The organism is Rubripirellula tenax, from assembly GCF_007860125.1.
In the GTDB taxonomy this organism is placed as follows: Bacteria; Planctomycetota; Planctomycetia; order Pirellulales; family Pirellulaceae; genus Rubripirellula; species Rubripirellula tenax.
On sequence record NZ_SJPW01000001.1, the window covers coordinates 1,083,725 to 1,097,476 of the forward strand.

Annotated in this window: 9 protein-coding genes; 5 read left to right on the forward strand and 4 right to left on the reverse strand. The window is 57.9% G+C overall.

Annotated elements, in window-relative coordinates:
• Positions 1 to 9 precede the first annotated feature (9 nt).
• A complete protein-coding gene (locus Poly51_RS04020) occupies positions 10 to 1,089 on the forward strand; it encodes a type II secretion system F family protein (RefSeq protein ID WP_146454447.1) in 1,080 nt (359 codons plus the stop codon).
• A 145-nt stretch (positions 1,090 to 1,234) separates the two neighbouring features.
• Here the strand turns inward: Poly51_RS04020 and Poly51_RS04025 are convergent, their stop codons facing one another.
• Positions 1,235 to 1,831, reverse strand: a complete 597-nt coding sequence (locus Poly51_RS04025) for a hypothetical protein (protein WP_146454449.1) — start codon at positions 1,829 to 1,831, stop codon at positions 1,235 to 1,237.
• A 297-nt stretch (positions 1,832 to 2,128) separates the two neighbouring features.
• Here Poly51_RS04025 and Poly51_RS04030 point away from each other — a divergent pair, with 297 nt between their 5' ends.
• The 4 genes from Poly51_RS04030 to Poly51_RS04045 all read left to right on the forward strand — a co-directional run bounded on the left by Poly51_RS04030 (position 2,129) and on the right by Poly51_RS04045 (position 11,276).
• Positions 2,129 to 3,973, forward strand: a complete 1,845-nt coding sequence (locus Poly51_RS04030; protein ID WP_146454451.1) for a YVTN family beta-propeller repeat protein — start codon at positions 2,129 to 2,131, stop codon at positions 3,971 to 3,973.
• 50 nt (positions 3,974 to 4,023) lie between these two features.
• Positions 4,024 to 4,803, forward strand: coding sequence for a class I SAM-dependent methyltransferase (locus Poly51_RS04035; RefSeq protein ID WP_146454453.1), 780 nt, complete (start codon positions 4,024 to 4,026; stop codon positions 4,801 to 4,803).
• 220 nt (positions 4,804 to 5,023) lie between these two features.
• Complete coding sequence (locus Poly51_RS04040) at positions 5,024 to 6,712, forward strand: BBP7 family outer membrane beta-barrel protein (RefSeq protein ID WP_186775324.1); 1,689 nt, start codon at positions 5,024 to 5,026, stop codon at positions 6,710 to 6,712.
• Between the two features lie 256 nt (positions 6,713 to 6,968).
• On the forward strand, positions 6,969 to 11,276 hold the full coding sequence (locus Poly51_RS04045) for a beta strand repeat-containing protein (protein ID WP_146454458.1): 4,308 nt from the start codon (positions 6,969 to 6,971) through the stop codon (positions 11,274 to 11,276).
• A gap of 169 nt (positions 11,277 to 11,445) precedes the next feature.
• On the opposite strand, the gene Poly51_RS04050 is transcribed toward Poly51_RS04045, so the two are convergent.
• From Poly51_RS04050 to Poly51_RS04060, 3 genes are read right to left on the reverse strand one after another with little or no spacing between them, the layout of a single operon-like run.
• The gene (locus Poly51_RS04050; protein ID WP_186775325.1) at positions 11,446 to 11,907 is read right to left on the reverse strand and encodes a hypothetical protein; all 462 of its coding nucleotides are present in this window, start codon (positions 11,905 to 11,907) and stop codon (positions 11,446 to 11,448) included.
• 56 nt (positions 11,908 to 11,963) lie between these two features.
• Complete coding sequence (locus tag Poly51_RS04055) at positions 11,964 to 13,205, reverse strand: competence/damage-inducible protein A (RefSeq protein WP_146454460.1); 1,242 nt, start codon at positions 13,203 to 13,205, stop codon at positions 11,964 to 11,966.
• Complete coding sequence (locus tag Poly51_RS04060) at positions 13,171 to 13,731, reverse strand: DUF6702 family protein (RefSeq protein WP_146454461.1); 561 nt, start codon at positions 13,729 to 13,731, stop codon at positions 13,171 to 13,173. The genes Poly51_RS04055 and Poly51_RS04060 overlap by 35 nt, the downstream gene beginning before the upstream one ends.
• Between the last annotated feature and the right edge of the window lie 21 nt (positions 13,732 to 13,752).

Genomic DNA, 13,752 nt, shown 5'->3' on the forward strand with positions numbered 1-13,752 from the left:
CGATCACCCATGAATCAAGTCCACGGCCGCGATCCGAGCCAAAGTCCGAATGCATCAGCGAATCGTGGTTCGGTGGAAAGCGAGATGCCGAAGTGGCTGTGGCGTCAGTTTCGCCGGCGCTCACGGATGGTGCTGAACAGTTTGCAAGGTCCGCCTTACAAAATGCTTGCGAGCTTTTGTCATGATTTTGGAATGTGTGTCCGGTCGACGGCAAGTATCGCCCGCAGCCTCGAATTGTGCTTGAAACCGATTCGCCGATCGAGGTTGGGGGCGCTCTGGATCGATGCGGCTGAAAAGGTTGCTGGTGGTTCGTCCATTGCCGAAGCATTGGCGAGCGGTGAGCCCAGGCTGCCGCCGTTTTTTCTTCCGGTCGTTCGGGCAGGCGAGATGTCGGGCAGGCTCGACGAAGCGTTTGGGTTCTTAGAGAGTCACTGCAGATTGCTTGCCGGTCCGGCAACTGCTTTACGCAAGTTGTGGTTGTTTCCGGTTCTGATCATGCTGTTCGGATCGGCGATCAAGGTATTGATGCACCTGGGGTTGGGCTCCGTCGGCGGTGCGATCACAACGCTGCTGGTCGAAGCGTTTTCGTGGGTCCAACTTGCGGTGATCGTTGCGGTCGTGCTGATGACGCCCGTGCGATATTTCTTCGACCAAGTTCGCTTAGCGATCCCGTTCGTCGGCGCGCTCGAGCGAGAAATCGCTGTCCATCGTTTCTTTCGAGTGATGTCGTTGCTTTACGGGGTGGGCGGCCATCGGGTGGAAATGATGATTCAAACGGCAGCGAAAACCGTTAGCAACGAAGCGGCCAGAAGCGATCTGTTGCAAGCCGGTTCCGCGATCGAGAACGGAGCGACGATCGCCGAAGCGTTCCGCCGAGTCAAAATGCTGACCGATGACGAAAAAGCAACGATCGACGTCGGCGAGATGTCCGGTGTTTTAGAACGATCGTTCGATCAGATCTCAAACGACACCGGATCCAGCATGCTCGCCAAGCTCAACATCATTCAGCCCATCCTGGTGCGCATCGTCACCGCAATGGTTGCGATGTCGATCATCGGTACAGCAATGGGAATCCTTTTGAGTGCATAAGGAAACACGCGAAGTCTTCAAAATAATTCGGCCACACTCGATGGGCTGACGGCTTGAGGAAGCACTCGCAAACGAAAAAAGCCCGACCGGATGAACGGTCGAGCTTTTCTAAATTCGTGGGACGCTTGGTCAGAACGACTTTGCGCTACTTGACAATCGCGGCCAAGTCGGCCATGCAGGTGTCGAGGCAAACTTCGCTGGCGCTGGCGAAGCCGTGGCTGGCGGTCACGGTGCCGTCGGTGGCGAAGGTCACGGTGACTTCGGCCTTCGGGTTGATTCCGTAATCGTCGGGACCGTTTTCGAATTCGTTAGGCACGACGAAGGGGATGTGCTTGGCCTTCGATGTCATGGCGAACTTCTTGGCCGATTCCGCAGCGGCTTCTGGGTTCTCGCCCATCACGTTGACGAAACATGCGAGCTTTTCGCCTTCGTGCTCGACCATCGCTGCGTCAAGTTTTGCAACCAATGCGGCGACTTCGGGGCCGGTCGAACGGGTGAAGATCACCACTTGAGGACGGCTGCCATTCTTGCATCGGTAGCACAACTTTTTGCCTTCGGCGACACCGTCATCTTCGGCGCCGGCAATTTTGGTAACCGTAAACGGGCCAAGGTGATCGCCGCCTTGAGGACCGCTCTTCACGTGGTCTGCGGTAGCGGCTTCTTCAGCTTGCGCTGTGCCGGTCACGCATGCGGTCGCCATCGCGGCAACCAGTCCAAGGCTCAACACAAAAAACTTCTTCACAGAGACATCCTTCAAAGGGAGGGAGCAAAATCGAGTTTGGATCAGATGGGTCCGATCGACTCGTGGTTCACAAGGTTGTTGCCATTGTAAGGCATACGGCTAGGTGTGGGGTGTAAAACCTCGTCCGGGCGAGGCGACGGTTAAGATCCCAGTTGTTTGGTATCCCCGTTGATTCGTTCGACCGATCCGCCAGACCCGGCTATGTTATGTATCAATGACCGTGCGGGAAGTCTTTCCGCCGCTCGCCCGAACTTTTTATGAATGATTCATCGCTTTCGAGGATGATTTGCTTCCAAAATGAGATTCAGACACTTGGCGAAAACCGGGCGAATACTGGCGTTAGTGGCTTTCGCCTTAGGTTTGTCGAACCACTTGGCCAACGGGTTGATCGCTGCCGAAACGGCGACATCGAAGCTGGTCGGTGTGGACCGATCCCCCATCGATCTGGTGATTTCAGCCGACCAGCAATGGATCGTGACCGCCAACGAGACTTCGGGGTCGTTGTCGTTGATCCGAGTGACGGATCGCCAAGTCATCGACGAAATTATCGTGGGGGACCATCCCGCCAATGTGCTTGGGACTCCCGACGGGAAGCACGTCGTTGTCAGCACGGCTTGGGACGGAAACCTGCATCAGCTTCGTATCGACGCCGATCGTGGCAAACTTGTCCTCGTCAATTCGGTCCACGTCGGTATGCAACCGTGTGGAATCGCGATTTTGCCTGATTCGACAAAGGCTTACGTCGGCTGCGTTGCCAACGCGGAAATCGTAGAAGTCGATTTGAATGCCGCCAAAGTCATTCGTCGCTTTTCGACCGGCAACTGGCCGCGTTACTTGACCCTGACACCGGACGGGAAACGGTTGGCGGTCGGACTTGCCGGTAACAGCGAGATCGCCGTCATCGAAATCGATTCGGGAAAAACGCTTTACACCGAGCCGCTGTCGGGTGGCATCAATTTGGGTCAGATGATCACGTCGTCGGACGGAACCTATGCGTATTTTCCTTGGATGGTTTATCGCACCAACCCGATAACGGTGCGCAACATCAAATTGGGCTGGGTCTTGGCCAGCCGCATGGGACGCGTACGTCTCGACGGCGCGGCGTACCGTGAAGCGGTTTCGCTAGACGTTCCTGAATTGGCTGTTGCCGATACGCACGACGTTGCGATCACTTCCGATGGTAAGCGATTGATCGCATCATCATCGGGTACGCACGAATTGTTGTCATACCGATTGCCCGACATGCCGTTCATTGCCGAAGGCGGCCCCGGCGACTTGATCGATCCCCAATTGCAATACAACGCCGATCGTTTCGAGCGCATCGAAGTCGGCGGTCGTCCGATGGGCATCGCGATCGCAGATGACGACCAAACAATTTTCGTGGCCAACTATTTGCGCAACAGTGTCCAAGTCGTCAGCCGTGACGAGGCAGCAGTGATCGCAGAAATCGACTTGGGCGGCGCGAAGACATTGACGCTGGCGAGAAAAGGAATGGAGATTTTTCACGACGCCGTGCGCAGCTTGGACCAGTGGTACAGTTGTCAAACGTGTCACGCCGGAGGTGGCACGAATGCGAAGATCATGGATACGTTCAACGATGCAACGGAGATGACGTTCAAGACGGTCTTGCCGCTGCAAAACGTGACTCGCACCGGTCCTTGGACGTGGCACGGTTGGCAAACCGACTTGGACGACGCGATGCATCGTTCGATCGTGTCGTCAATGCAGGGCGTCCGACCAGCGCCGGCGGACAAGTCCGCGTTGATCGCGTATTTGGAAACGCTCGATTTCCCGCCCAATCCGTTTCGCGGCGACGGGGGCTCGCTTTCCGAAGCGGCCGCGCGAGGCAAGGTAGTGTTCGAAAGCAACAAGGCGGCTTGCATCGATTGCCACCACGGATCAACCTTCACCGACGGCGAAATTCATGACGTCGGTACGGGGTCCAAGAGCGACCACTATCAAGGCTATAACACTCCGTCGCTTAACGGGTCGTACACCAAGGTTCGGTGGCTTCATCACGGTCGGGCGAAGAGTTTGTTGGAAGTCGTGACCGATTACCACAGCCCCGACAAAGTCAACGGAAGCGAGCCGTTGACGGACGGCGAAGCCGCCGACTTGGTCGCGTACTTGAAATCGTTGTAGCTCTTTGCATTGCCCGTTGACGGGCGTTCTCCTCCGCTTCGGAAAACTTGATGGCCGACTGGTACGACCACCCTCAATATTTTGACATGGTGTTTCGCGATGAAACGGATGACGAGGTGGTGTTCTTTGAAGAGGTCTTCGAGCGGTTCGGCGAAGGCGAGGTCAAGCGGTTGCTTGAACCGGGCTGTGGCAGCGGACGGTTGGTCGTCGCGATGGCGGCCAAGGGCTATGACGTGACAGGATTGGACTTGAGTCAACCAATGTTGTCGTACTTGCGAGGTCGCATGAAACGTCGCAAGTTGACCGGGACGGTCGTTCAGGGCGACATGACGGACATGAGTTTCCCGAAGGCGTTCGACGCCGCATTCTGTACGTTCAATACGTTCCGCCATTTGATCAACGAAGGGGCGGCTGAGAAACACTTGCGCAGCGTTGCCGCAAACGTTCGCGCCGGCGGTCTGTATATCTTGGGGTTCCATTTGATTCCGATGGACGCGGACCCCGATTGCACGGAACGATGGAAGGCGTCGTCGGGCGGTACCAAAGTCAGCGTGACGCTGCGGGTGATCGATTTTGATCGCAAACGTCGGCAAGAAATGTTGCGAGTATCGATCAAGGCGGTCAAACGTTCCGGCGCGGTCGAACGAATTCGCAGCGAGTTTCCGCTGCGGCTGTACACGCCGACTCAGGCGAAGCGATTGTTGGAGAAAGTCGCCGACGTGTGGCAGATCCGGGGCATCTATGACTTTGACTACGACCTGGATTCGCCGCGAAAGATCGACAATGATTTGACGGACGCCGTTTTCGTACTGGGGCGAAAGCCGTCGTGATGGGTTCGGTAAAGTGTTCCGATTGAGGGGACTTTGACGAATTTTCGGATTATTCCGATTTTGGGTCGATGTCTTGGATGCTTCTTGTCGATATCGCTAGGGAACCGGTCGGTGTGTACCGACGCGACTGCGGAATTCGCAGGCTGGTTTGTTCCCGGGGGGGAAATCGATTTCGGTGCTGTTTCACGACACGCCATCCAAGCATCCCATGGTGAAGCCCGTGCTTACCCTCAAAAATTCAATCTGTTTCTCCGTTGCCTTGCTAGTCTCGCTGACTGCGGGCACCGTGGCCGAGGGACAAACCTCCCAGCGTTCGAACTCGACGACAAAGACGCAAAGCGTTCGGACCAACGAGCGAGTCGCTCGAGCGAATTGGCAACCCACTCGCAACACCCAACCGGCGACCACCAAGTCACGGCCGTTGGTTGACGCACCGTTGGAGCCGGCGGCCCCAGAGCGGTCCGTCAAGAGTGCCGTCCGCCGCGTGAAACAGGTCGGCCACGGTATTCCGGTTCCGCCTTCGGACACGATGTCGATTATGGATTCACATGAAATCCTGGACGGCCAAGTGATGCTGTCGCCGATGGAAGGCGAGATCATCTACGAAGGTGACGTCAGCTACGGTAACGAAGTCAGCTACGGCGGCGACTCTTCCTGCGATGCGATGGGCGGCTGTGGATGCGGCGACGTTCTGTGCGGCGGCGGTTGCGATTCGATGGGCAGTTGCGGAGGCGGAACCTGTGGCGGAGCCGGATGCAGCACCTGTGGCGAACTGATCAGCCCCGCAGCTTGGCGTCCATGCGTCACGCTTTGCCTGCCTCAAGACGGTTGGTTCAGCGCCGAATACCTGGCTTGGTTCCAAGACGGGATGTCGTTGCCAGCATTGGTGTCGACCAGCCCCAACGGAACCAGCGAAACGCAGGCCGGTGTGCTGGGCGGACCCGCAACGGTTCTGTTCGGCGGCGACAAAGTGTTGGACAACTCGATCGACGGTTTCCGTTTGAACTTCGGCGTGTGGTTGGACAAGTGCCACACGTGGGGATTGGGCGGCGAGTACTTCCGAATCGGAGAAGCCAGCGAATCGTTTTCACGTACCAGCAGCGGATCGACCATCCTGGCTCGCCCGTTCTTCAACATCAATCCGACCACCGGCGCGGCACGTGAAGATGCCGAACTGGTGGCTTATCCCAACGTCGTTGCGGGCAACGTGACCGCTCGTGCGACCAGCGAACTGTTCGGAACCGGTATGCACCTTCGCTATCTGCGATGCTGCAACGAAGGTTGCACCAGCGGATTGTTCTGCGGATGCCCCGGGCACTTTTGTAGCCGTCAAGAAGCAATGTTCGGATACCGTTACTTGCAACTCGACGAATCCGTTGGGATCACCGAAAACCTTCAAGGCAGCAACCCGGTCGGTTCGTTCAACATCATGGACCGCTTCGAGACTCAGAACCAATTCAACGGTGTTGACTTGGGATGGAAGTACCGACGCACCCGCGGATATTGGACCGCCGATGCGATGCTGCGAATGGCTGTTGGTGTGACCAATCAAACGGTGCGAATTAACGGCTCAACGTCGATCGACGGTGGTGCGGCACAATCGGGCGGCCTCCTTGCTCAACGCGGAAACATTGGCAACTACGAACAAGACGAGTTCTCGGTGATTCCGGAATTGGACCTGAAGCTCGGCTACCAATTGACCGAACGCTTCCGTGCGACTGTTGGCTACACGTTCTTGTACTGGTCCAACGTGGTGCGTCCTGGCGATCAAATCTCGCGAGACCTCAACCCGGCCTTGTTGCCACCCGAACAACAACCATTCACCGGTGCAGTTCGTCCGAACTTCAAGTTCGACACGACTGACTACTGGGCTCAAGGCATCTCGATCGGTGGCGAATACCGCTGGTAGTTGTCACGAAGCCGACCGCGACGCAACGCTCACCGGTTCCGTGTCACCGGCCGGACTTGAGTCGACATTCAACGGACCAACATCGATTGGGCAGAAATCGTCAAGATTGCATGCCAATCCGGTTCGTTCCAAAAATACCGTTGAAGACTGTTGGGCCGATTGTCCGATAGTCACCCATACGGTCTGCCTCTTGATTTGCAACTTTGGCTATCGCCCCTTCGCATCCTAGCGTTCAAAGAAACATCGGAAGATCAAAATGGTCTGGAAAAATATCTTCAATCGTTTCGCTTCGTCGAAGCCCGCGAACTCGAAATCGTCGGCTTCTAAGAAGCGATCCAAGCGAAAGACCAACGATCGCCTGCTTCGCATGGAACACATGGAACGCCGCGAATTGATGGCTTCGGACCTGGGTGTGATCACCGGTACAACGTTCGTCGATCAAGGAAACGACGGTTTCACGCCGACGGACCCGCCCGTCTTGGTCAATGCGTCCGGCAACCTAGTCGCACCCGGAACTGCCGGCGCGACAGGCGTTCAAATCCAATTGTTCAACGATGACGGTACAACACCGGGCGCGTTCGACGGATCCGACACGCTGGTCGGCACAACGACATCGGATTTGTCGGGACGATACCGCTTCGACGGTCTTTCGGCCGGATCGTACTTCGTTCAACAGGGCACGGTGCCTCAACTGAGCACGCCTGCACCGTTGCTGGCCACGATCGCCGATGACACAGGCGTCCGCACCGCGTTGATCGACGACTATTCGGCCACGCCTACGACAGTGCTTGCCAACGGTGCCAACCCGAACCAATTCACTTCCGTTACGGCATCCGAAGCCATCGGCGGCAACCGAGACGTCACGGTCAGTCTGACTTCGGGCGGCAGTTTGCTGTTTGATGTCATCCCGGGATCCAGTCTATTGACGGTTTCGTCGGGTGGTGACGGTATCGGCAGCGTCGGCGTTCAATACGACGGCTCGGAGTCGACCGCGACACTGGATGCCACAGGCCTTCGCACCGGCGGTGTCGGAGTCTCGTTGGGTGGCGGTGCACCAACAGTCGACGTCGACCCCGATGGCGGACTGATCGCGCTGCTTCGCGCAGAAAATGCGGGTGACCAAATCCAGATCATCGTTCACTCGGATGCCACCAATTCGTCGATCGCAAGCGTTGCCATTCCCGCCGGCGCGACACTGCAAGAATTGTACGTCCCATTTTCGTCGTTCACGATCAACACCGGTACCGGTGCTGACTTCAACGACGTTGGCGCAATCGAAACCAACGTTCCGATCACGGTAACGAATAACGATGTTTTCGTTTCGATCGTCGAAGCGATCATGCCGGAAATTCAGACCGTGAATCTGGCAAACATTCAAACAGTGTCACTGGGCGGCACGCTGTTTACAGATAGTTCACAGGGCGGCCAGAACGATGGCATCCGACAGAACACCGAAGCCGGCGTTGTCGGTGTAACCGTCCAATTGTACGAACTGGTCGATCCCAACGGCACCGTCGATCCCGCAACCGCGACGCCGATTGCCACAGCCACAACGACTGCGGGCGGCGTTTACAACTTTGCCGGCTTGAACCCCGGCCACTATGCGGTTGTGGTTCCGGCATCCCAGTTCACCGCCGGCGCCCAACTGTTCGGCTTTGCCAACAGCACCGGCAACGACCCCGCACCCGACGCCGACAACAATGTCGACAACGATGACAACGGAACCGTCCTTGCATCGGGCGACGTGATCTCCAGCACGATCACGTTGGAATCGAATCTTGAACCGACCAACGACGCCGACACCGACGCCAACACAAACACCACGCTTGACTTCGGTTTCTTCCCACAAATCGACTTGTCGATCACCAAGACGATCGTCGCTGCGTCGTCGACTCTGGCGGCAGGCGGAAACGTCGTGTTCGACATCGTGGTGCAAAACGCCGGACCTCTGACCGCGACCAACGTCGTTGTGGAAGACGTGTTCCCGGCCGGCTTGACGTTCACCGGATTGAGCAACGCCTCTGGTGCGTTCACACAAAGTGTCAACGGTGCAACCGTCAGCGTCACGTTGGGCACCGTCGCCGCGGGTTCCACCGCGACGTTCCGATTGAGTGCCACGATCGCGACCAACCAAACTACCGACTTGACCAACACGGCGACGGTTTCGGGTACCGAGGTGGAAACGGTCACCACCAACAATACCGAGAGCGAACTGGTCGATCTGGTCTCGTCGGACCTGCGGATTGAAAAGACCGACTTGACCGACCCGGTCAACGCCGGCAATCAATTCACATACGAAATCACCGTCACCAACGATGGACCCGATGGCGCAGCCGGTGTGGTCGTGGTCGACCCCTTGCCCGTCGGAGTGGCATTCATCAGCGGCAACGTCGATGGCGCTGCCAACTTGGTCAGCTTCAACGCGACCTCTCGCGAAGTCACCGCAACCGTCGGAACGCTTGCCAATGCGGCAACCTCGACGATCACGCTGGTTGTCGAAGTCAGCCCCGATGCGGCCAGCCCGTTGATCAACACCGCTTCGGTAACGGCCAGCCCCAACACCGACCCGAATCCGAACAACAACTCGACCGACGAAGATACTACGATCAACCGCGAAGTCGATGTTGCAATCGACAAGACGGTATCGGGCACGGCCATCGCTGGTCGTACGGTGACTTATACGGTCGTGGCCACCAACAACGGTCCGAGCCAAGCTCGCGGTGTCACCGTGGTTGATACGCTTGATGCAAACTTGACTCTTGTCGCGGGCAGCTTCGACGCCGGCACGTCCGGTGTGACCGTGTCGCAGAGCGGCCAAACGCTGACCTTCGACGTCGGATTGCTGGATCCGTCGGAAACCCAAACGTTCTCCTTTGACGTCCTGATCGATTCGGCGGCGACAGGTGTGATTCCCAACTCGGCAACGATCAACACGACCGACACCGATTCCACGCCCGGCAACAATACCGACAGCGTCGATATCAACCCAGGTCGCCAAGTCGATTTGATCCTTACCAAAAACGTCGACAAAGCAACGGCCGTTCCCGGACAAGACACGCTGGTCTACACATTCATCGTCAGCCACGACACCGACAGCGTCAGTGACGCGTCGTCCGTCGTCGTCACCGATGTGATGCCCGCCGGATTGGCGGGCGTCGTGATCACCGCACCGACCGCGACGACCAGCAACTTTGCCAACGGCACGATCACCGTGAACTTCGATTCGCTGCCAATCGGCGAGACTCGCGAGTTTACCGTGACTGCAACGGTCAACAACGACGCAGTCGGCGATGCGTCGGGCAACATCGTCAATCCGGCTTCGGTGGCTTCGTCGGGCACCGACTTGGACACGACCAACAACTCGGCGACCGCGACGACCAACCTGACACCGGTCTTTGACATCACTGTCAATAAGACGGTCAACAATGCGACGCCCGCCGTCAACGGCACGGTGACATACAGTGTCGTTGTTGCCAACGACGGCCCAAGTCGCGCCACCGGCGTCGTCTTGACGGACGTTGTACCTGCTGGATTGACGCTGCAAACGGCGACACTCGATGGCGTCACCGGAACGCAGACCGGCAGCAATATTATCTTCCCCGCGATCGCGTTGGCACCCAATGCCACCGCCACAGCGACACTGACATTCACTGTTGCATCGACCGCATCGGGAACGATCACCAACACGGCCAACACGAACGACTTGTCCGCCGCCGGTGAAGACGACATCACCAACAACTCCGACACGGTCGATATCACGGTCACACCGGTCGTCGACTTGGCGATCACCAAAACCGTATCCGACGATGCGGTCGCAGCCGGCGATTCGTTGACCTACACGATCAACGTGGTCAACAACGGTCCGTCATCGGCGACCAACGTCATCGTCACCGACAACCTGCCGGCCGGTGTGACGTTGACGGGCGGCACACGACCCGACGGTTCAGCGTTCACCACGACGGGTGGCAATGGTGTCACGATCAACGGCAGCTCCATCACCGTCAACGGTGGTAACCTGGCCAGTGCCGGCACGTTCAGCTTTACGGTCACCGCGACGGTGAACGCCGGCGTCACGGCGGCCCAAGTCAACACCGCGTCGGTCGATTCGGACACCAACGAAACGGCTTTGACCAACAACACGGCAACGGCATCGACAACCGTCGATCCTCTGACCGGATCGATTGCCGGTAAGGTGTTCCTAGACGTCAACACCAACGGCATCTTCGACACCGGGGACACTGGCATCGAAGGTGTGTCCGTCCGATTGACGGGCACCGACGACTTGGGCACGGTTGTTGACCGTACGGTCCAAACCAACGCATCGGGCGACTACGTGTTCGCCCAACTGGCCGCGGGCACCTACAGCGTCATCGAAACGGATCCGGAAGCGTTTGACGACGGTGCGGAGTCAGCCGGAACCGGAGCCGTGTCGTCCAACACCGGCCAGGACACGTTCACGAACTTGCGAATCGCCGCCGGCGGGACCGCCGCAGCGTTCAACTTCGGGGAACTTGCGTTCGTCGACGCATTGTCGAAACGACGTTTCATCGCGTCAAACCGCTAACTCGAACGTTCGACGTCCGATTCGGATTTGGGTGGCGGGAGCCGGTGGAAATAACCTGAATCAGTTCACGGACGACGACACAACGTTCTTGAAGCGAAGAACGCTCGGCTTTCGGGGGGAAGCCGGGCGTTCTTTATAGACCTACTGAGGAATCGTGATCGCCGCGTCGCTACTTCTCCGGTGCATCTGCTGGGTCCGCTTCCGCTTTCACAATCTTACCAAGCATGTGTCCGCCGACCGCATCGTGTTGCCACGTTCCGGCGTAACGTCCCGAGTGGATCATGACGCGGGCGTCGAAGGTGCCCATGCCGGGAATCCACATCGCGTCAAGCGTGATCACCGGTGTGTCACCGGACCACAGGATCTTGATGTCCAGCGGTACTTCGCTGTCGACTTCGCCGTACTTGATGCGGGCCGTCAATCGATACTTGTCCGCCTCGGGCAATTTCTCGCACTTGCTGATCGTGTAGTGTTCCGTCTTGGGCGATTTGTCTTCTTTGCCGTCAACGGTGAACTTGCCAACAAACTGGGCACCCGACAAATAGCTTGCCAAACGCGTCTCGCGATTGCCCTCGTCTGCGAACGTCAACGATGCCAAAACCGTGCAAGCCGCAAGCATCCACCAACGCATGATTGTTTTTCCAATGTGAAATAAGGAACGTACTTGAGTCGACGACGACCCCGTTTCTAGTTTAACAGCTCACGCAGCCACGCCATCGCCGACTTGCCAATCCGCGCGTGAAGAATGTCGGGGTGCCCGCCAATGGTCAACTCGAATGGCTGTTTTTTCCCATCAGGCCCGATCGCCAAAATCTTCACGTCGGCGGCTGGTAGTGGCGTGTCCGACGCAACATCCAACGCCGGATACGCGTCTACCAACAACACCCAGCTGGAACCGAATTTGGTGCGCACTTGGTCGACCGCGTCCGAAAAATCCGATGCCGCAAACATTTGGACCAAGTCGTTTCGCGTCGCCAACGATAGACCGCCACGGTAGGCCGGAGAATCGCCCAACGACGCGAACCAGTCACCCAGCACCGCCGCGCGGCCCAATTCGATCACCGCCAACGATTCGTCACGCGCTCGCAATCTCGCCTCGATCGCGTGTTGCTGTTCGAATGATTCCCCGTCACCAAAGTAGAATTCAGGAACCAACCGCAGGATTTCTTGACGCGTCTGGGCGATCATCGCGTCGCACGTTTCGTCCGTGTCGGCAGTCGCCGTGATTCGTAACGAGATCGTTGCACCGCTGACCGTGATGCCAACGCGTGGTTCTCGGTCGCGAGAAATCATTTCGCCGAGCCGCTGCTCCATATCACTTTCGCCGGTTCCGAAAAACTTCATCACCGCGTGACGGATCCTCGAACCGCCACCCGACATCGCGGCAATTCGCGGCGCCACGGTCTCGTCGAACATCCGTTTCATTTCGGCCGGCACACCGGGTAGCGCAAAAATACGACTGGCTGGTTTGCCGGTTCGGTCGACGGCCAGGTCAATTCCGGGCGCGGTGCCTTGGGGGTTAAATACCTCGTCGCTGCCGACCGGAAACATTGCTTGGACGCTGTTCCGTTCGGGCATCGGTCGTTGTCGTCGGGCGAACATGCTTTCGATGTGCTTCATCGCCGACTCTCGCATTTCCAATGGTCGATCGACGACCGCTGCGAGTGCTTCGCGCGTCAAGTCGTCACGCGTCGGCCCCAAGCCTCCGGTTGCGACAACGATGTCGGCTCGCGCCGCGGCGATTCGAAACACGTCGACGTTGTCGGCCAAGGTGTCGCCGACGGTCGAATGGAACTTAACCGTCACACCCAGTTCGCCCACCCGTTGGCTAAGCCATTGGGCGTTGGTGTCTAGCCGGGCCCCCGTGGTCATTTCGTCGCCGATCGAGATCACTTCACAAGTCAGTTGGCGGCAGTGGGGCGTCGTCATGGTCAGGCGAGGTTGGGGAGGGGGATGCGTCGGCGGAATCAGATTCGGATTCGGCAGCCTGGGCGGTCGATTCATCGAGCCGAACTTTCGTCCGCACTGCGGTAATGTTCAAGGCACGTGGCGGTTGATGGTTGAGCACCAACACGCGATGCGTATAGTTCGGCTCGCGTTCGAACAATAACTGCTGGTCAACCCAAACAACAGGCCGCCCGTCGGCCGGTTCGATTTCAAAGTACCACCAAACGTGGGCCCCGTCGCGATCGCGACCGATCCAGTGGTACTTGCTGGGATCCGGGCGTCCCGACTTGGGCGGATCGGCGACGCGAAAGCGTCGCTGCAGATAGGCGATCGCCCAGCTCGAAACTTCGCCGTCGCCCTGGACCGACTTTTTGATCCAACGCTCGTCGTCGTTGTCCATGCGGATAGCGACCTCGAAACGTTTGGATTCGTCGTTCCATTCCACCTCCGTCACGGTCTCGTGAACCGGGTGCATTGCAAAAATCAATAGCAGCAGAGCTTGGCACATGGGTATCGGGTTTCCGCCATT

What these genes read in the sequence shown, in the direction of transcription:
- Poly51_RS04020 (WP_146454447.1), top strand. Translation starts at nt 10, where the DNA reads ATGAATCAAGTCCACGGCCGCGATCCGAGCCAAAGTCCGAATGCATCA.
- Poly51_RS04030 (WP_146454451.1), top strand. Translation starts at nt 2,129, where the DNA reads ATGAGATTCAGACACTTGGCGAAAACCGGGCGAATACTGGCGTTAGTG.
- Poly51_RS04035 (WP_146454453.1), top strand. Translation starts at nt 4,024, where the DNA reads ATGGCCGACTGGTACGACCACCCTCAATATTTTGACATGGTGTTTCGC.
- Poly51_RS04045 (WP_146454458.1), top strand. Translation starts at nt 6,969, where the DNA reads ATGGTCTGGAAAAATATCTTCAATCGTTTCGCTTCGTCGAAGCCCGCG.
- Poly51_RS04050 (WP_186775325.1), bottom strand. Translation starts at nt 11,907, where the DNA reads ATGCGTTGGTGGATGCTTGCGGCTTGCACGGTTTTGGCATCGTTGACG.
- Poly51_RS04055 (WP_146454460.1), bottom strand. Translation starts at nt 13,205, where the DNA reads ATGACGACGCCCCACTGCCGCCAACTGACTTGTGAAGTGATCTCGATC.
- Poly51_RS04060 (WP_146454461.1), bottom strand. Translation starts at nt 13,731, where the DNA reads ATGTGCCAAGCTCTGCTGCTATTGATTTTTGCAATGCACCCGGTTCAC.